Here is an 18,465-nt window from a genome sequence, read left to right as displayed (position 1 = left end):
GACGTCCACACGCCAACGAGCCACGATACCAGTCGGGTCGTGGCCGACCGAATCCGGTCAGATCACGATCGGCGGGCCCGGATCGAGCGTGCCCGGTTTGCCCGGCACCTCGTACCGCAGGGTGTCGGCGCCCGGCAAACAACCCGGTGCGGCCGGATCGCCGATGACGGCGGCGCCGCCGTGCCCTTCGTCACGCAGTCGCGGGGTGAGCGGGCATGCGGTCGAGACGGTCGCGCCGCCGACCCGCACCGGCTGGGCCTGCGGGACCGCCTGCTGGTCGTGCAGCAGTGCGCCGGTGAGCGCGACCGCACCGATGACGGCATTCGCACCGAACATCTTCTTCCAGCGCTTGCCCTTGCGCTTGCTCTCGTCCTCGGCGGAACTCGGTGGCTCACCCCACGGACGCTGTTCGGCCTGATACGGCCCGCGCGGGCCGAGCGGCGGAACCTGACCGGTCGGCACGGCGCCCGACGGCGGGCCGGTCGGCACCGCACCGGAGGGCAGCGGACCCGACGGCGGCGCACTCGGCCGCGGCCCCGGCTCACCCGGCTGGGCCGGGGGCCTGGTGAAGCGGCTGCCGAATTCGGCGAGATTAGGCGGCAGTTCGCGGGTGACCCGGGTGGTCGGCTCCTCGCTTACCGGCGGCTCGGCGGACGGCCGCACGGTGGGATACCCGGGGCCGTAGGTGACGACCGGCGGACGCGACGCAGGCGGATCGGCAGGGGATGCGGGCTGCTGCGGCTGCCGAGGCGGAACCGGCTGCTGCGGCGAAACCGTTTGCTGCGCGCCCGATTCCGGATACGAACCCGGTTGCGCCTCCGATGGATCCACGGAATCGGTATCGGTGACCAACAGATGCGCCGCGCCGAGCACCAGCGCGTGCATCGGATGATCGGCCACCTGCAGCCGATGCCCGAGGTGGTTCTGGAAAGCCAATCGCAGCGGGTCGTTGAAGCAGACGTTGCCCGCGAGCAGCACCGTCGAGGTGTCCGCGCCGATCGACCTGGCCGCGGCCATCGCCTCGATCACCACATTGTCCGCGGAGCGGGCGTCGCGCATGGCCTCCGGCGTCACCGGCACGTCGACCGATTCGGTCGGCTGCTCGTCGTCGCCGTGCACCGCGACCACCAGCATGGCCCGGCCGTCGGAATAGATGCCGGTGGCGCCGACACCCTTCGGATTACGCTGATCCGGCGCCGAAACCAACGAGAGCGCGCGCATATACCCCGACAGCGCAACCGATTCCGGCAGCGGCTCGACGATGACGTCGAGCTTCTCCACCAGCCCGGCGAACACCTCGACCTTCTCGTCCGGCCAGGCGTCCGGGAACGGCAGCGCCACCAGATCCGGCTTGCCGCGCAGATATTTCCCGATCGCCGCGAGCGGGTTGTACATCCGCGCGCGGAACACCAACTCGGCGGGCCAGGTCGCGCCAGCCACCACGATCTGCGGATGGCCGAGGATGTCGCGCACGTCCGCGATGGCCATCCCGAGATCCGGTCGCTGACGGTCCACACCCGCCGTGTGCAACCGTCCCGACGAATCCGCCAGCAGGTATGCCGGCGGCGTATACGTACCCTCCACCTGCACCGGACGGACCGGTGTGCCACCGCCGCCCGCCGCCACGGACACCACATCCCAACCGAGATGCACTGCCCCTACTCGCACTGTCACAGGCTCAAGTGTGCCTGGTGTGCGTCCGATACGCTCACTCTCGGCTCGCTCATCCGGCGGCCGACTTCCGCAGACGCAGCCGCTGCCAGGTGATGATCGCCAGCACGGCCGTCATCGCGACGAGCACACCGAGATCCAGCGCCCACATGGCCGTCGTGTGGTTCCACAGCTTGTCCGGTTGCGCGCCAGGGAAGATATCGCGCAGCGCGATCGTCGACGCGGTGGACGCATAACCCCAGCGTGCCGGGAACAACCACGACACCTGCTCGAGCACCACCCGTCCGGTCACCGGGATCAGGCCGCCCGCCATCACCAGCTGACAGGTGATGACGACGACCAGCAGCGGCATCACCTGCTCGCTCGACCGGACGAACGAGGAGAGCACCAGCCCGAGCACCACGCAGCAGACGGCGGTCACCCAGAGATCGAGGAACAGCTCGGCGCCGCCGGAGGAGATCACGACGCCGTGCCCCGGCGGCTTCTTACCCGCCAACACGATTCCCACCAGCACGGCCGACTGCACCAGCGCGAACAGGCTGTACACCACGATCTTCGACATCAGATAGGCCGACGGCAGCAGGCCGACCGCGCGCTCACGCTGGTAGATGGTGCGCTCGCCGACCAGGTCGCGAATTGTCAACGCGGAACCCATGAAACAGGCGCCGAAGATCAACAACACCAGCAGCTGCTGTGCTTCGGCCCCGCCGGTCGGCACGATCGTGCCGTCGGGGTTGGTCTTGAAACCACCCGCCGCGAGCCCGTTCGACCCGGGCACCACCAGCGACAGCGCGCCGAGCACGAACGGCATGACACCGAGGAAGATCAGATAGCCGCGGTCGGCCAGGATCAGCCGGACCTGCCGCCGCGACAGCGTCGTGAACTGTTTTCGCCCACTGAATTTCGGCCCGCTCACCGCCTGCGCCGGGCGCGCGGCCGGCGGCGGGGGCGGCGGCGCGAACGCCTGCCGGGAGCGGAACGCGGCGAAGGCCTGATCCGGGTTGTCGGCCACCCGGCCGAAGATCTCGGCCCAGTCGGTGGTGCCGAACGCCCCGCCGACACCGGCCGGGTTGCCGCAGTAGGCGGTCTTGCCGCCGGGCGCGAGCAGCAGCACCTGATCGCACATGTCCAGATGCGCGATGGAGTGGGTCACCACGATGACGACACGGCCCGCGTCGGCCAGCTCGCGCAGCATCACCATCACCTGCCGGTCCAGCGCCGGATCCAGGCCGGAGGTCGGCTCGTCGAGGATGAGCAGCGAAGGGCCGGTGAGCAATTCGAGGGCCACCGAGGCGCGCTTGCGCTGACCGCCGGACAGGCGGTCGACCCTGGTGTCGGCGTGTTCGGTGAGCGAAAGTTCCTTCAGCACACCGTCGATCACCTTTTGGCGGTCGGCCTTCGAGTTATCCGGGGGCAGACGGAGTTTGGCCGCGTAGCCGAGCGCCTGGCGCACGGTGAGCTGCCGGTGCAGCACATCGTCCTGCGGCACCATGCCGATCCGGGAGCGCAGCGCCTCGTACTCGGCGTGCAGATTGCGTCCCTCGAAGGTGACGACACCGCCGGACGGATGGGTGGTGCCCGCGATGAGCCGCGAAAGTGTCGATTTACCGGCGCCGGACGGGCCGATCAGCGCGGTGAGCGTGCCGCGCCCCGCCTGCATGTTGACATCGACGAGCAGCTGCTTGTTGCCCTCGACGGTGAATCCGACCCCGTGCACGTGCAGGCCCTGCTCGGCCACCGGCCGCTGCCGGTGCACCAGCGCGCCCTGCTGGACGACGAAATCGACGTTGCCGATGGTGATGATGTCGCGTTCGCGCAGCACCGCGCGCTCTTGCCGGTGCCCGTTGACGAAGGTGCCGTTGGCCGAACCCAAGTCCTCGATGGCCAGCCCCTCGCCGGTCGCGATCAGGCGGGCGTGTTTGCGGGAGGCCAGCGGATCGTTGACGACGATCTGGTTGTCGGTGGTGCGGCCGATGCCGAGACCGCCGGGCGGCAGCCGGTCGGCGCGCGCGATCGGCGCGGTGGACGGTCTGGCCCGCACCGGTGGCAGGTTCGAGGTGTCGGCGCGCGCGGTCATATTGATGTTCACCGGGACGTTGGGCGCCAGCGGAACCTGTTGCGGGGCAGGTTGTTGCGGAACAGGCTGCTGCGGGACGGGCTGCTGCGGCACAGCCTGTTGCGGGATCGGCTGCTGCGGGACGGGCTGCGGTTGCGGCTGCATCGGCGGGCGGATGTACTGCTGCGGCTGCGGCCCAGGACCGACCGCCGGGCGCTGCTGCGACTGCGGCGGGATCGGCCCCGGTCTGCGCTGTTGCTGCTGCGCGGGCAGCAGGTGCAGCAGCGGACCGCTGATCGCGTCGCCGAGCCGCACCTGCGTCGGCCGATCGATGGACACCGGGTGGGTGAGCCTGCGCGCGTCGACGAAAACGCCGTTGGTGCTCGCATTGTCGGTCAATACCCAAACGCCGCTCTGAAAGGTCAGCGTCGCGTGCACCCGCGACACCAGTGGGCTGTCGACGAACAACGTGACGTCCGGCGCCCGGCCCAGGGTGACCTTCTGAGTGGAATCGAAGACCCGTTCGGTTCCATCATGGCGCACGGTGATGGTCTGCGCCCCCGGTGTAGACATGCAGCGGATACTATTCCATCACCCGGACATCGGCGGTGCCCCCGGACGCGCCCGATATCCGATCCGGCGACGGATGTGTTATACGAATGCGGCCGACTAGGGGGAGCCTTGCCGAAACACCAAGCGACCGTTCTCTTTACGGTGCTGCTCTGTCTGACGACGCTGATCACGGGGTGTACCAGCCTTGTCAGCGGCCATCCCGTCTCGATCTACGACGACCCGTTCAAGGTGGCGGGCCTGCCGACCACCAGCGGGCCGAGCGGGCCGCGCCCCGGTGTGCCCGACGCCGCGCTCACCGCCACCAACGGCGACGGCGGCGCGGTCGACAAACTCGCGCTCAACGCGGTCGACGATATCCAAAACTATTGGCGCACGGCCTATAACCAGGATTTCCAGGGCGATTTCAAACCGATCCAGAAGCTGGTCTCCTGGGATGCGAAGGCGCAGCGCTCCAGCGCGATCGAATTCTGCAAGGAATCCACCTATCACCTGGTGAACGCGGCGTACTGCCGCCTCGACGACACCATCGGCTGGGACCGCTCGGTGCTGCTGCCGCTGATGGATCAGACCTTCGGCAAGATGGCCGTCGTCATGGTGCTCGCTCACGAATACGGCCACTATGTGCAGTCCCAGGCGAAGCTCGTCTCGGTGAAGGATCCGGTGATCGTCAAGGAGCAGCAGGCCGACTGCTTCGCCGGGGTGTTCATGCGCTACGTCGCCGAGGGCAAAGCAAGGCACTTCACCATCAACACCTCCGACGGCCTGAATATGGTGCTCGCCGCGACGGTCGCCATCCGCGACTCCAACCCGGGCGATCCGGAAAGCGTGCACGGCTCCGCCTTCGAACGGGTCACCGCGGTACAGATCGGATTCACCGACGGCGCACGGGGTTGCAAGAACATCACCATCAACGAGATCAACCAGCGCCGCGGCAACATTCCGCAACGGTTCCAAGACAGCCAGTCCAAGGACGAGGCGCCGGTCGACAAGCGCTGGCTGACCGAGTTGACCAAGGCGCTGGCCGCGATCCTGCCGATCAAACCCGAACCCACGTACACATACGACGGCTCGAAAATCGACTGCCGCGACGGCGGATCCACACCGCCCGTCTCGTACTGCCCGGCCACCAACACGATCGCGACCGATATCCCGGAACTGGCCAAGCGCGGAGTCTCGAACGCCGATGACGACAGCGCGCTGCCCACGAAGGTGACCGGCGACTACACCGCCTTCGTCATCTTCATATCCCGCTACACCCTCGCCGTGCAGCAGGCGCACGGCGAGGATTTGGTCGGCGCCAAGGCCGGATTGCGCGCGGCCTGCCTGTCCGGTGTGGTGACCGGCAAGCTGGCGCAGCCGGGCCGCCCCCCGGAACAGGGCGATATCGCCTTGGCCGCAAACGATTTGGACAAGGCGGTCTCTGGTCTACTCACCGATGGGCTCGCGGCGAGCGACGAGAACGGCAAGACGGTACCGAGCGGGTTCTCGCGGGTCGACGCGTTCCGCGCAGGCGTGCTGAACGGCGAAAACACCTGTACGGCAAGGTATTCGTAGCTCAGCGGCCGAAGGGGGGTGGGGCGGTCTGTTCGAAGCGGAGCACTCGGTTGCCGATCATGATCTCGGTGCCGGGGACCAGGATCATCGGCTGGTTCGGGTGCAGGCGCACCCAGTCGCGGTAGCCGGGCAGGCGGGTGCGTGTGCCGTTGGTGGAACCCCGATCCACCAGCGTCACATCCCAATTCACCAGTAGGACCTCCGCGTGCGCGCGGGACATGCCGCCGGAGGAGTCCTCGATGCGCAGCGGGACCAGGCCGCGCCTGGCCTGATCGGAATGTTCCGGATCGCGGCCGAGGACGGCGTCGGCGGCCAGCATGTATGTCATCCCGTCGTCGAGGACCAACATGCCGAGCGGCGGCCGGATCACCTCCAGTACGGGCTGGGTCTGGTCGACCGGCATCCCGCAAACCGTGCAGAACGCAGACCGGGGATCGCTGGGATGGGCTCGGGCGCACTTGAATCCGAGCACCTTGATGGTGAGCGCGGTGGCCTTGGCGGTGGCCTCCAGCCGCCGCTGCAGGTCCGGGTCGGGCTGCGGGGCCGGGTTGGTGCCACTGACCTCGGTGAGCGCGTGATGCGGATCTATCTGTGCCGATTGCGTTTCGGGTAGGTCGATCGGCTCGGAAACCTGTTGGCTCTGCGCCGAATTCATCATGGCGGTGGCAGCCTGCGACCGCGGCGCGGTTCCATCGGCGGGCGCGGGCCCGGATTCGATCCGCGCGGTCGGCAGCGGCGCCCGCCGGGCCTCGCCGGATTCGCTTGTCCGGCCGCGGGTTTCGGCGGACCACACGATCGCGCCCGCCGCCTCCGCGATACCTTCGACCAGCCAGCCGATACCGCGCTCCTTCGGCACCTGCGGCACCGCGCCGCCATCGTCGTCGACGAATATCGCGACGGCCCGTGCGGGCGCCGCGGCCACCCGGTCGACCGTGAACGCCGCGTCGCTGCCCCGGAAGTGTTCCTCGGCGCCGTCCTCGGCCACCACCGCGGTGACCGCGCCGTGCAGAAAGATCGCCACCCCGCCGGTTTCGGCAGGGGAGAGAATGCCGAGATCGATCGGTACGCCGGGACTGATCTGTTCGGCATGCTTCATCAACCACCGCGTCGCCTCGCGCGCCACCTGCGCGCCGTGCCCGTGCGGTGCGTGCTCGCCCGCCTCGCGCACCAGCGCGGCCAGCGATTCCAGGGCGATGGCGGCCGGCGAGTCCCGGTTCAGCGGGCCGGGTCCGCGGTGCCCGACCAGCACGACCGCGCCGCCGACCCTGGCCACGGCATGCCCGCCGCCGACAACCTCAACCTGCCGATCCTTCAACGGTATCGGCCTCCAGCGCGCGGGGTTGTCAACACACCTCCAGGGTATGGCAACGGCCCGCCCCTCGACCTGGCGAGACCGGCACAGACCATTCGGTCCCGTATCGCGCCGGACCGTGAAGTAGGATTCCGCGGGACTACACGGATTACTGGGGAGGGCGTGCGGCTCGTCATGAGATCATTTCCGAGGCACATGGCGTCTGCCCTGGTCATCGCCCTGGCACTGGCCGTCGGCGGTTGCGGCTCCGACGATTCGCATTCCGATACCGAACCCGCCGTGCCGATCGATCAGCTCGATGTCGGTAATTATCCGACGCAGCCGACACAGCTCGGCGCGGTGAAGAACCAGACGCAGGCCCGGCTGGTCGAGGCGGAACGGCTGGCGAATTTCGTGCCGCTCGCAATGGATATCGATCCGCGATTCGTCATCGGCGCCCCGTTCGTCTCGACGGTCTGGACCTTGCCGGAGGTATCGCTCGGCAAGATCATGAACGTCGACCGGTTCGCCGAGGCCGCGCCGGATTTCGTCGGCGGCGTCACCAGTTTCGGCAGCACCGAACGGAATAATCGCGGCATAGATCTGGCCAATGCCGTGATGATTTTCCCGGACGAGCAGAAGGCCACCGCCGCTGCGGCCGCGCTCGAGAAGGTCGATTTCGAGGCCAACGACCGCAACACCCCGGTCGGCATCCCGAAATACCCTGACGCCCATGCCCATTGGTGGCCGGAGCGCCAATCCATCGGCAGCTGGTACGCCACCGGTAAATACGTCGTGTACACCTGGATCTACGACTACAAGAAGATCTATCTGAACAAGGTCGATCAACCGACGCTGGTAGCGCTGGTGGAAAAGAGTTTGGATACGGTCGTTCCCGCGATCGCCAAATTCACCCCCACCCCGGTCGATCAGCTGATGAACGCGCAATTCGATCTCGACGGCATGCTGGCCCGCACCCTGCCCCGGCCGCGCGACGATTCCTGGCTGAATCCGCCGGGCGCGTACAACGCTCATGCCGCGGTGCTCTTCGACGAGGATCAGGCCGAGAGCCGTAAACATCTCGAGGAGGCGGGCGTCGACCGGTTCGCGGTCGAGGGCACCCAGCTCTACCGGACCCGCGACGCCGCCTCGGCCAAGCTCTTGCAGTCCACTCGCGGCGGGCTGACCAAGAAGTTCAAGAGCCGCGCGGCTCCGCGCAACCTGCCCGCCGCGAACTGCCAGGAGTACATCGGCCGGGAGGCACTCGCGGTCCGCTTCTACTGCTCGGTGCACTACGACCGGTACGCCGCGTTCTCCTGGTCGGAGCAGCTGCTCGACGCCCAACAGCGGATCTCGGCGCAATACGCACTGCTGGAGAATGCCAAATGAGGGGTATGACGCGCGGCGCGCTCGCCGTGACGATCGGCCTGCTGACCGGGGCGTTGGTCGCCTGCGGTTCGACGTATCAGGGCACGGCGCTGCCCGGTGAGATCGATATCCGCAAACTCGACGTCGGCCCGTACAACACCGTCCCGAGCAACGCGCACGACGACGACTACCTGCCGAACTTCAACAACATGCGTGACGTCGGCGCGATGCGGTTGATCGACTACGTCGCATCCGCGTACGACATCGATCCTCGGCTGAAGTACGGCTGGCTCACCCAGTCGCTCTCGGCGGGGGTGCCCGCGGATGAACTCGGGAAGAGCGATGTCGCGGAGGCGATCGGCAAGAAGGACAAATTGCTGTTCGGTATCAAGGTGACCGGCGGCGACAAGCGCACGACGTTCAGCTCGTACGACTGGGGCCAGAAGCAGGACGCCGCCGCGACGACCATCACAACGGTGGTGAACCAGTTCGCCGACACCGACGGCGCCAAACAGGCGGGCGACGATTTCTACCAGGCCCAACTGGACCGCTACCAGGGTCAGAACGTTCCGGTGACGTTGCCGAAATACCCTGCCGCCCACGCACATTGGCGGCCGGACCAGCCCTATCTCTGGGCCGACCTGACCTACGGGTCCTATCTGGTCACCTTCTACGTTTCGACGCCGAAGCCCGATCTGGCGGCGCTCACCGCGCTGGCCGAGAAATCCTTCGATACCCAGCTGCCGCTGCTCGACCAGGTGAAACCGGTCAGCGATGAGGAGATGCTCGGCCTACCGTGGGATCCGGACCATCTCATCACCCGAACGTTGAATCCGGATAAATACGACGGCCCGAGCTTCCTGGCCGGCGGCCGAAAGCTGCTGGGGCAGCGCGGGATGCTCGCATACGCCGAGGATCGAGATTTCCTGAAGAACCGGCTGGCAGCCCTGCACGCCGACAGATACGCGGTCATCGATCGTTCTGTCGTGGCAAGGACCGCCGACGAGAAGACCGCCGAAAAGGTTGTCGCGGACAAGAACACGCTCACCCGCACCTCGGGCGAGACGGCACCGCCGCTGAATGTGCCTGGCGCCAAGTGTTTTCAGAACAGCGAGGATCGCTCGACGTTCGCCTATCGCTTCAGCTGCGTGGTGTCCTACCGCCGCTATGTCGGCTTCGTCAGCGGGCAGCAGCTGCTCGACGCGCAGCAGCGGGCCGCAGCCCAGTACGCGCTGTTCGCGAACAGCGGTGATTAGCAGCGTGATTCGCACCGGTTGGGCCTTGCTCGCCGCGATCGTCACCGCGACGCTCGCGGCGGGCTGTGGCGGCCAACCGGATAAACCCGCGGAACCGGTCGTCGACCTGAGTCAGTTGGATGTCGGCAACCTGCCGACCAAACCGCGCGACCTCGGGGTCGCCAAGAATCTCGATCAAGCCCGTCTGGTGCAGGCCATGCGGCTGGGAAATTATGTTCCGCTGCCGGTGGAGATCGATCCCGCGGTGAAGTATGCCGGTTCGCCGGTGAATGGCATCGTGCGGATCTTCCAGAGTCTGGAATCCGGTGCGATCGTCCAGCGGATGGATGCCAAGCCGGATCAATTCACTACTGCCGAAACGGGTCTCGTCGGCGGGTTCGTCAGCACCGGACTGTCCGACCAGGTGCCCAACCTGTCCTATGAACTCGACAACGTCGTAATGCTCTACGCCGATGAACAATCCGCGGCCGCGGCGGCAACCGCCATGGAACAGGCCGATTTTCAAGCCATGGCGGGGGCCGAGCCCGTCCAGATCGGTAAGTATCCACCGGCACATGCGCATCACGCGCCGGGAATCCCGGGGCTCATCCGATCCTGGTATGCCGCTGGGCGATTCGTCATCTTTACCTACATTTTCGACAACGTCATGTCCATTCTGCACGAGCAACGGCTGCCCCAACTGGTCGATCGCGTCGAGAAGAGCATCGACGCGATCACACCCAGGGTGCGGCAATTCCCCGTCACGCCAACGGATCAGCTGTTGAATACGCCGATCGATCTCGACGGGATGCTCGGTCGCACGCTGTCAACCGTCACCGTGGACCGCAGCCAGCGCGGCATCCCCGGCGTTTACGATCGGCACGGCGGGCTGCAGATCGTCCTGCGCCCTGACCTCGACATCGACCAATTCGAACAGGCCGGAGTCGACCGGGTCGCGTTCGCGGGCGGATTTGTCTTCCGCGCCCGCGACACCGAGGCCGCTGAGAAGCTCGCCGATCAGCACGCCATCTTGGGCAAGCGGTACAAGACCGCTCCGTCGCCGAAGGGCCTGCCCATCGCGCGCTGTCGCGAATTGAAGGACCCGCAGTCCATGTACATGCGCTTCATGTGCGTCGTCCGATCCGGCAGGTACGTCGCCGAACTGGCCGCCGATCAGCTGACCGATGTGCAGCAACGTATTTCGGCGCAGTACGCGATCCTGGCGAACGGTGGGTAGGGCATGTTCCGTCGACTTGCCATCGCCGTCGCGGTGACGACCGCGCTGACCGGCTGCGGCTCACAGATCTCCGGCGCGCCGCACGCCGGCGAAATCGACGTCAGGAAGCTGGATGTCGGCGCGTACAACACAGAACCGTTGGATGTGCGCTACTCCTATAACAATTCGTACGGCGGCGGCATACAGCTGGCCATGGTTCGGCTGGCCGACCACCTCGCATCGAGCGTCGATATCGATCCGCGCCTGAAATATGGTGCGGGAGTCTCCACAATGTTCCCGGATGGCCTCGACCCGGCCATCCTGCCCGCCGCGAATTGGGCTGCCGCCAAACAAAATAACGTGCTCTTCGGCTTCGGTGCGCGCGGCGCCGACGCCAAGGCGGACGCGACGGGCACCGCGACGATCTTCGTCCTGCAATTCCAAGACGAAGCTGCCGCCGCACGGACCGCGAACGAATTCGAAGACATGGCGACGACCGACCGGACACAACCCGTCACACTGCCCAAATATGCTGCGGCGCGGGCGCATTCGGACGATCGCAGCATCGGGTCCACCATGGCGCACGGCAAATACCTGATCAGCCTGACCATCTCGGTGCCGAACACCGACCGGCCCGGACTGGTGAATCTGGCCGAACGGGCCTACACCGCCCAAATACCGCTGCTGGATTCGCTGCCCACGCTCAGCAGGGAAGATGTACTGCGCCTGCCGAGCGACCCGGACGACATCCTGCGCCGCACCTTCAACCCCGACGGACTCGGCTACCCGAACGCGGGCAGCCAGGCCACCTACGGCGCGCCCGGCTTCACGAACGCCTTCGGCATCGACCGCGCGCACTGGCGACAGGTGCTGGCCGACACCGGAACCGATCGCATCGGCTTCTCCGACGGCTCGCTACTGTTCCGCACCCGTGACGACGCGGCCGCGCACACACTGCTGCCGGAGCCGCTCAGCGAGGTCTACACCCGCCCGGTCGATCCCCCACCTGGAATTCCCGACGGCCGATGCGGTGAACGCATCTCGGAAACCTTCGGCCAGAAGCGCTTCCGCTGCACGGTCGAATATCGGCGCTACGTCGCCTCGGTCGACAGCAATCAAATAGCGGACGTATACCAGCGCGCCGCCGCCGCGTACGCGGTGCTGGCCAACAGCCAATGACAACAGCGACGCCGGAAATGTCGAGATCGCACGTGGAAGTGACCGTCTACTATGCTCCGGTCAGCAGCAGAATTGGCATCGGACGCCGGTGCGAGGACGGGAGACGGCAAATATGGCGATGAGCCCCGGCACCATCGTCGGCGGGTACCGAATCCAGCGGGTCCTCGGTCAGGGCGGGATGGGCACCGTCTACCTGGCCAAGCATCCGAGCCTGCCGCGGATGGACGCCCTCAAAGTGCTCAGCGCCGAACTCAGCCAGGACCGCGAATTCCGCGGCCGCTTCGAACGCGAAGCCAATCTCGCTGCCGGACTTGACCATCCGAATATCGTCTCGGTCTACAACCGTGGCGAGGAACACGGTCAGCTGTGGATCGCCATGCAGTACGTCGACGGCACCGACGCGTCCGCCGAACTCGCCCGCGACCCGCATTCGATGAATCCCCTTCGCGCCCTTCGGATTATCAGCGAGGTCGGCAAGGGACTCGACTACGCGCACCGAAAAGGCCTGCTGCACCGCGACGTCAAACCCGCCAACTTCCTGCTCTCCGCCGCCGACGGCGAGGAGGAGCGGGTGCTGCTCACCGACTTCGGCGTCGCCAAATCCAGCGACGACACCACCGAACTCACCCAGACCGGCAGCTTCGTCGCCACCATCGCGTACGCGCCGCCGGAACAGCTGTCCGGCGCTCCGCTGGATCACCGGGCCGATATCTACAGCCTCGCCTGCTCGTTCTTCAAACTGCTCACCGGCCGCAACCCGTACCCGTCCACCCAGCCAGCGCTGGTCATGATGGGCCACCTCCACGAGCCGCCGCCCGTCGCCACCGCCGTGAACCCCGGCCTACCCGCCGCCGTCGACCACATCTTCGCCAAGGCCATGGCCAAGAACCCGGCGGAGCGCTACAGCACCTGCCGCGAATTCACCGACGCCGCCGCCAACGCTCTCAAACCTGGCTACAACCCGGTCTCCACCAATACTTCCCCACCTACCCCGTCACGGTCTTCGACCCGCACCGCCCGGCCACCGACCCCCGGGCAGCCAACCCGTACACCACCCACACCTCCGGTCCGTACACAACCGGCCCCAGACACACCTCCGGACCGACGCCGCTCCCCGACCTCACCCCACGGCCCAAGAGCCGCAAACCGTGGTTGATCGGCGCGGGTGCGGTCGCCGTCGTCATCGCCGTCGCCGCGGGCATCGGCATCTGGGCGACCAGCGGCAGCGATAAACCCGCCGCCGCACCGACCACCACCGCGGTCGCCGCCACCTCGATTGCCCAGGCGCGCAAGGACAATCCGGCATTCGTCGGCAAGACGATCACCATGGTCGACGTCACCTGCTCCAGCAACTCCACCAACTGCGACTCCAGCAAGTTCGGCATCTACCTGGGCGGGACGCCCCAAACAAAATTCCTGTCCGACCTTGGATTCGTCTACAACTTCAACTACGCCAAGCAGGGCGACGAGCCGTCACCACGGATGGTCAAAACCGGAAACGGTGCGCTCAGCCTGTCACCGGACAGCTACATCCTCGCCGTGCGAAGCGACGAAAAGGCCGGTGGCGGTGGGCTTTTGGGGTTGCCGTACGAGATCTCGGGCTCCAAGGCCACGGTGATCCCGCTCGACGACCCGAGCGCCGTCGCGGCCCTGCGCACCTGGTCGGACACCTCCGAACAGACGCTGCTCGCCAAACTGGTACCGGTGCTCAAGAAGGCCGTAAAGTAGGCTGCTCACGGTGAGTTCTCCGGCCTTTGGGACGCGGCGATCTATCCGAGGGGGAGCTGATGCGGAAGCTGGCGCTGTTGATGACGGCCGTCACGGTGTTGGTGGGTGCCGTCGGATGCGGATCGGATTCGGACGACGAGCCGAAGGTTGATCTGAGTCAACTGGATGTGGGCAACTATCCGACAAAGCCGCAGGACCTTGGGAAAGCGAAGGATCTGAATCAAGCTCGTTTGATCGATGCCGCTCGGTTGGCCAGCTATGTGCCGCTGCCGATGGAGATCGATAGCAGCTTGAGGTTCGAACCGCCGGGAAGCGCGGTACGGACCTTCATTGATCCGGAATCCGCTGCGTTGGACGGTCGTGCGGTGATCCATCGAGATCTGTTCGCGCAGGATGCCAAGGGCTTCATGTTCGGGTTCACCGGAACTGGGATGTCCGACAAGGTCGAGAAGTTGGCTCTACAGCTCGATACCGTTGTCATGGTCTTCACCGATGACGAAGCGGCCAAGTATGCGGCGCGGGCGCTCGGTGAGCGCGAGAATGCCCGAGACAGCGACAATCAACCCGCCGCGTTGCCGAAATATCCTGAGGCGTATACATTCTGGCAGCCAAAGTATTCGTCATTGCTATCCTGGTTCGCCACCGGCAGATTCGTCATTTTCTCCACCGTTTGGGACCACGTCGGAATGGCGACCGGATTCGGCGATGAATCCATCCTGACAACGTTGGCCGAAAAGAACCTCGATATCGTCCCCAACCGCTTGAAGGGGTTCACTCCGACACCCGATGACAAATGGGCCGAGGTCCCCGCGGATATTGATGGCATGCTCGGACGTACGGTTCCCTCATTGAATGCTGGCACCGATAGGCTCGGAGATCCGGCGGTTTATGACGGACACAGCGGCCTGCACATCTCGTCCCAACCCGGCGAAGACGAAAAGCTGTTCGACGATCTCGGTGTCGACAAGGTTGCGTTCAATGGTGGGTTGCTGTATCGCACCAGGAATGCCGCAGCGGCGCGGCGACTGGTCGATGCTCATGCGAAGGTCGGCAAGCTCTTCCGGCCCACCGCCGCTCCGAAGGGTCTTCCGCAAGCCAAATGCTCTGAGTACCACGGGCTTCGGGAGCAAAGGGTGCGTTTCGACTGCAGCATCGCGGTAGGCCGGTACGCGGCCGAGATATGGGCGAATCAGCGCGCGGATGCCTACCAGCGCATCTCGGCGCAGTACGCGCTCTTGGCCAACAGCAATTGACATCACGGATTCGAAGTGAGGACCTGATCACATGCGTCTCCGGATAGCCCACCTTCTGGCTGTGATCGTTGCTATCAGCGCCACGGGCTGCGGAGTATCCGGCACCCCAACGGCTGGTGAGCTGGACCTTCGACGGCTCGATACCGGTCCATATCCGATCGAACCAATCGAGACCGGGGCAGAGTACGACCACAGTATGCTAGGCGGCCGGCTACTAGCGGGGATGCGGCTAGCAGACAATGTGGTCACGGGAAGCGTTATCGACCCGGCACTCACCTACGGATCGGCCGATTTGATCCCCGACGCAGCGTGGGTGCACAACTACATGACCGAAGCGAATCGCACTGTGCTAGAGCGCAACCGGTATCTGTATGGGGTCGTCGCCGGGAGCACCAACAACAAGAGCTATGATGTGTTCGTAAACTATGCCGCCGATGACGATTTGGCGGCATTGGCCAGGCGGAAAAATCCTGCCTTCATCTCCACCTTTATTATGCAATTTCCTGATGCTACTGCGGCAACACGTGCTGCCGCGGAGCTGGAAGAAACAGATTTCCAGGTCGCGGCGGACGGGAACCAACGCGTGCCGCTTGCCAAACACCAAGAAGCGCATACACACTGGCGGCCCGGTGTACCGACGATCGGCTCGGCCGCTGCACACGGCAGCTACGTCGTGTATCTGAATATCGGACTGGGCGATCCGAATCTCGACCGACTGGCGGAATTGACCGAGAAGACCTACGACGCACAGTTCGCTCTGCTCGACAAGCTCCCCGCATTGAGTCCGAAAGAAGTTCTCCGGCTCGATAACGATCCCCAGGACATCCTGCGACGCGTGCTCAACCCTGGCCGATCCGTCTCGCCCAGCGCGATTGATTTCTTTTCGTACGGCCCCACCGGATTTCTGAACTGGACACGCTCGTTACGGGGGCTACGGGACACCTTCGCGGCTGTCGGCGCTGACAGATTCGGCGTCGGTTGGGGCACCATCGCGATCCGCACCCGCGATGCGGATGCGGCGCGGGCGCTTGCACCCAAGCTCCTGCAACCCCCCGGTATCGAAGTGGTCGCAACCGATGCGCCGCCGAACATTCCCGGTGGAGGTTGTGTGGAGAACCGATCCGAACTGCTCCGACCGAAGCGGTTCAGCTGCACCGTGCCCTATCACCGCTATGTCGCCATGGTGGAGAGCAATCAGATCGTCGATGTGCACCAAAAGGTGGCCGCGCAGTATGCGTTGTTCGCCAACAGTGAGTAGCACGGCGCGGCTCGGCCGTAGGCTTGAAGAATCGGCCGCTCAACTGCTGGTAGCGCGACGGTACCGGGTCGGATATCGTATAGCCGCAGCCAGCCCACTCGCCAGCCGAGAAAGCAGCGAGCAGGGGGAAGGAGGGGAAGAGGGCGCTGGCGACGCCAGTCGCGTCGATCGGCCATGAACGAGGCTCGCGAGGGACCCACGACCGGGGTTCACAGACCGAGGGCCGGTCGGTTGTCGCAGGCGGTTTGATTCGAAGGGGAGTTCCCGAGACTTTCTCGAAGAACGATGGAACCGATCAGACCAACTACGCGTCAAACCAGATGTATAGGCCAACTGGCACTTCTACCGTTGGCCGAGACGGCATTCGAAAGGAGCCAAAAATGGCAGGTTCATTGAAGGCGAGTCCCGACGCGCTCAACACCTTCTCCAAGACGATCCAGCAGAAGCACAGCGATCTGCTGACCGAGATCGGCAGGGTCCGTACCGCCGAGCAGACGACTACGGCGACCTGGGACGGCGAGGCGAAGAGGGCCTTCGAGGCGTTCATGGAGCAGTACTTCACGCAGGCCCAGAAGATGAACGACAAGCTGCAGGAGACTGCGGAAAAGATCGTGAAGGCCGGCACACAGTACCAGGATCGGGATGATCAAAACGCACAGGCCGTAAAGAACGTTGTGTCCAGCCTGGATCTCCCGTCCTAATTCGGGCCCGCTATCCGACATACCCTTATTGAGGAGTTCTCATGACAATTAAGGCTCACTTCGGCGAGGTCGAGGCCGGTGCCCAGTCCGTCATCGGCCAGGCTCGCGGGATCATGACTCTGCTCGAAGACCTGCACAAGGTAGTAACCACCTTCGTGCAGAACGAGTGGGACGGTGACGCCAATGAGGCGTTCACCCAGCTCCAGGCCCAGTGGAACACCAACGTGACGCAGCTCAACACCACGCTGGAAAGCGCCGGTAAGCTCGTCAGCTCCGGCAACTCGGACCTGCAAGGCACCGACACGAGCCTGGCCTCGCTGTTCTGATCTCTGTGAACCGTCTCGGCCAATTCGCGCCCCTGGCAATGACTTTGCCGGGGGCGCGAATGATTTCTGGGGTACGCACTTTCGCACCGAGACTCACCCCTTGGCCAACCACGGTGAGGAGAGTCGCTTTCTTCAGCCCTTTCTTCGCGAAGTACAACTGGCCTGCGGAGGAGCACGATGAGCTGGAACTATGTGGTGCTCCGGGTCAGTTGTCGGTGTCGAGCAGGTGACGCAGGTACTGGTCGGGGGCCGCTAGGAACCCTCGGGTGAGACGGACTGGTAGAGCGTCGTCATAGTCGACGATGGAGATCTCTCCGCTGTCGTCGATTTCGTAGATCCGCGCGCCAGGGAGCGCGAGCAGGATCGGAGAGTGGGTGGCCGCCACGATCTGGCATCCCTGGGCGACGAGTTGAGTCAGCCGGGTCAAGACCGTGATGCATCCGCGCGGTGACAGCGCCGCCTCCGGCTCATCGAGCAGATATAACCCGCTGGGGCGGAACCGATGTCGCATCAGATCGATGAACGACTCTCCATGCGAGCGTTCGTGCGCCAGCACTCCGCCGTAAGCCGGGAGCAGCGGCGGCGAACCGGGCTCGGCGTCGAGCCGCTCCAGTTCGGTGGTCACGTTGTAGTACGACTCCGCCCGCAGGAAGAATCTGGAGCGCGGTTTGCGAATCCCCCACGCGAGGGTCAGCAGCTTGCCGAGGCAGGATTCGCTGGCGCGGGTGGCGAAATTGAAGGATTGGCTCCCGCCTTCGGCATTGATTCCGGCCGCGACGGCGATCGCTTCCAATAGCGTCGATTTGCCGCTGCCGTTCTCACCCACCAGAAATGTCACACCGCCGGGCAATGTCAACTCGTTGCTGCGCGCCAGGAATCGGACGGCGGGCAGATCGAACGGATACCCCGGCTCGACTGCGTCAGGGTCGAGGCGTATCTCGCGGATGAACCGCCCGTTGGAGTCCTCGAACGCATACCGGCCACCCACCAGCCCACCCTAACCTGTGGGATGGTCGGCCACAGCGCTGGACGACGGCACGCAGGTTTACCAAGGGG

At 65.3% G+C, this 18,465-nt stretch carries 15 protein-coding genes; 11 read left to right on the top strand and 4 right to left on the bottom strand.

Annotation, left to right across the window (positions count from 1 at the left end; all coding sequences use genetic code 11):
* Nucleotides 1-57 precede the first annotated feature (57 nt).
* Both F5544_RS46205 and F5544_RS05795 read right to left on the bottom strand, forming a co-directional pair.
* Nucleotides 58-1,674 carry a hypothetical protein gene (locus F5544_RS46205; RefSeq protein ID WP_238847106.1) on the bottom strand — a complete coding sequence of 539 codons (1,617 nt, stop codon included), beginning with the start codon at nucleotides 1,672-1,674 and terminating at the stop codon, nucleotides 58-60.
* A gap of 49 nt (nucleotides 1,675-1,723) precedes the next feature.
* Entirely contained in the window at nucleotides 1,724-4,300 is a 2,577-nt protein-coding gene (locus tag F5544_RS05795) for an FHA domain-containing protein (protein ID WP_167472221.1), read from the bottom strand.
* Nucleotides 4,301-4,408: 108 nt separating this feature from the next.
* On the opposite strand from F5544_RS05795, the gene F5544_RS05790 reads away from it, so the two are divergent.
* Entirely contained in the window at nucleotides 4,409-5,854 is a 1,446-nt protein-coding gene (locus F5544_RS05790; protein WP_167472220.1) for a metallopeptidase, read from the top strand.
* A gap of 1 nt (nucleotide 5,855) precedes the next feature.
* Here the strand turns inward: F5544_RS05790 and F5544_RS05785 are convergent, their stop codons facing one another.
* Nucleotides 5,856-7,169: an FHA domain-containing protein gene (locus F5544_RS05785; RefSeq protein ID WP_167472219.1), complete on the bottom strand. Its 1,314-nt coding sequence runs from the start codon at nucleotides 7,167-7,169 to the stop codon at nucleotides 5,856-5,858.
* Between the two features lie 192 nt (nucleotides 7,170-7,361).
* Here F5544_RS05785 and F5544_RS05780 point away from each other — a divergent pair, with 192 nt between their 5' ends.
* The 10 genes from F5544_RS05780 to F5544_RS05740 all read left to right on the top strand — a co-directional run bounded on the left by F5544_RS05780 (nucleotide 7,362) and on the right by F5544_RS05740 (nucleotide 17,409).
* On the top strand, nucleotides 7,362-8,534 hold the full coding sequence (locus F5544_RS05780) for a DUF7373 family lipoprotein (protein ID WP_167472218.1): 1,173 nt from the start codon (nucleotides 7,362-7,364) through the stop codon (nucleotides 8,532-8,534).
* Nucleotides 8,531-9,769, top strand: a complete 1,239-nt coding sequence (locus F5544_RS05775) for a DUF7373 family lipoprotein (RefSeq protein WP_167472217.1) — start codon at nucleotides 8,531-8,533, stop codon at nucleotides 9,767-9,769. Before F5544_RS05780 ends, F5544_RS05775 begins: the two co-directional genes overlap by 4 nt.
* Nucleotides 9,770-9,773: 4 nt before the next feature.
* A complete protein-coding gene (locus F5544_RS05770) occupies nucleotides 9,774-10,985 on the top strand; it encodes a DUF7373 family lipoprotein (protein ID WP_167472216.1) in 1,212 nt (403 codons plus the stop codon).
* Nucleotides 10,986-10,988: 3 nt separating this feature from the next.
* Entirely contained in the window at nucleotides 10,989-12,143 is a 1,155-nt protein-coding gene (locus F5544_RS05765) for a DUF7373 family lipoprotein (RefSeq protein ID WP_167472215.1), read from the top strand.
* Between the two features lie 112 nt (nucleotides 12,144-12,255).
* Nucleotides 12,256-13,299 (top strand): serine/threonine-protein kinase, encoded by a 1,044-nt coding sequence (locus tag F5544_RS46200; protein ID WP_238847105.1) that lies wholly within the window; start codon nucleotides 12,256-12,258, stop codon nucleotides 13,297-13,299.
* Nucleotides 13,296-13,871, top strand: coding sequence for a hypothetical protein (locus F5544_RS46195; protein ID WP_238847104.1), 576 nt, complete (start codon nucleotides 13,296-13,298; stop codon nucleotides 13,869-13,871). Before F5544_RS46200 ends, F5544_RS46195 begins: the two co-directional genes overlap by 4 nt.
* 59 nt (nucleotides 13,872-13,930) lie before the next feature.
* Nucleotides 13,931-15,124 carry a DUF7373 family lipoprotein gene (locus F5544_RS05755; RefSeq protein WP_167472214.1) on the top strand — a complete coding sequence of 398 codons (1,194 nt, stop codon included), beginning with the start codon at nucleotides 13,931-13,933 and terminating at the stop codon, nucleotides 15,122-15,124.
* A gap of 61 nt (nucleotides 15,125-15,185) precedes the next feature.
* Nucleotides 15,186-16,382 carry a DUF7373 family lipoprotein gene (locus tag F5544_RS05750; RefSeq protein WP_167472213.1) on the top strand — a complete coding sequence of 399 codons (1,197 nt, stop codon included), beginning with the start codon at nucleotides 15,186-15,188 and terminating at the stop codon, nucleotides 16,380-16,382.
* 380 nt (nucleotides 16,383-16,762) lie between these two features.
* Nucleotides 16,763-17,083 (top strand): WXG100 family type VII secretion target, encoded by a 321-nt coding sequence (locus tag F5544_RS05745; RefSeq protein ID WP_167472212.1) that lies wholly within the window; start codon nucleotides 16,763-16,765, stop codon nucleotides 17,081-17,083.
* 41 nt (nucleotides 17,084-17,124) lie between these two features.
* Complete coding sequence (locus F5544_RS05740; protein ID WP_167472211.1) at nucleotides 17,125-17,409, top strand: WXG100 family type VII secretion target; 285 nt, start codon at nucleotides 17,125-17,127, stop codon at nucleotides 17,407-17,409.
* A gap of 205 nt (nucleotides 17,410-17,614) precedes the next feature.
* Here F5544_RS05740 and F5544_RS05735 read toward each other — a convergent pair whose 3' ends face one another.
* On the bottom strand, nucleotides 17,615-18,397 hold the full coding sequence (locus F5544_RS05735; RefSeq protein ID WP_238847103.1) for an AAA family ATPase: 783 nt from the start codon (nucleotides 18,395-18,397) through the stop codon (nucleotides 17,615-17,617).
* Between the last annotated feature and the right edge of the window lie 68 nt (nucleotides 18,398-18,465).

Origin of the sequence: Nocardia arthritidis (assembly GCF_011801145.1) — a bacterium.
Lineage (GTDB): Bacteria > Actinomycetota > Actinomycetes > Mycobacteriales > Mycobacteriaceae > Nocardia > Nocardia arthritidis_A.
This window is presented reverse-complemented; position numbering and strand designations above follow the sequence as displayed.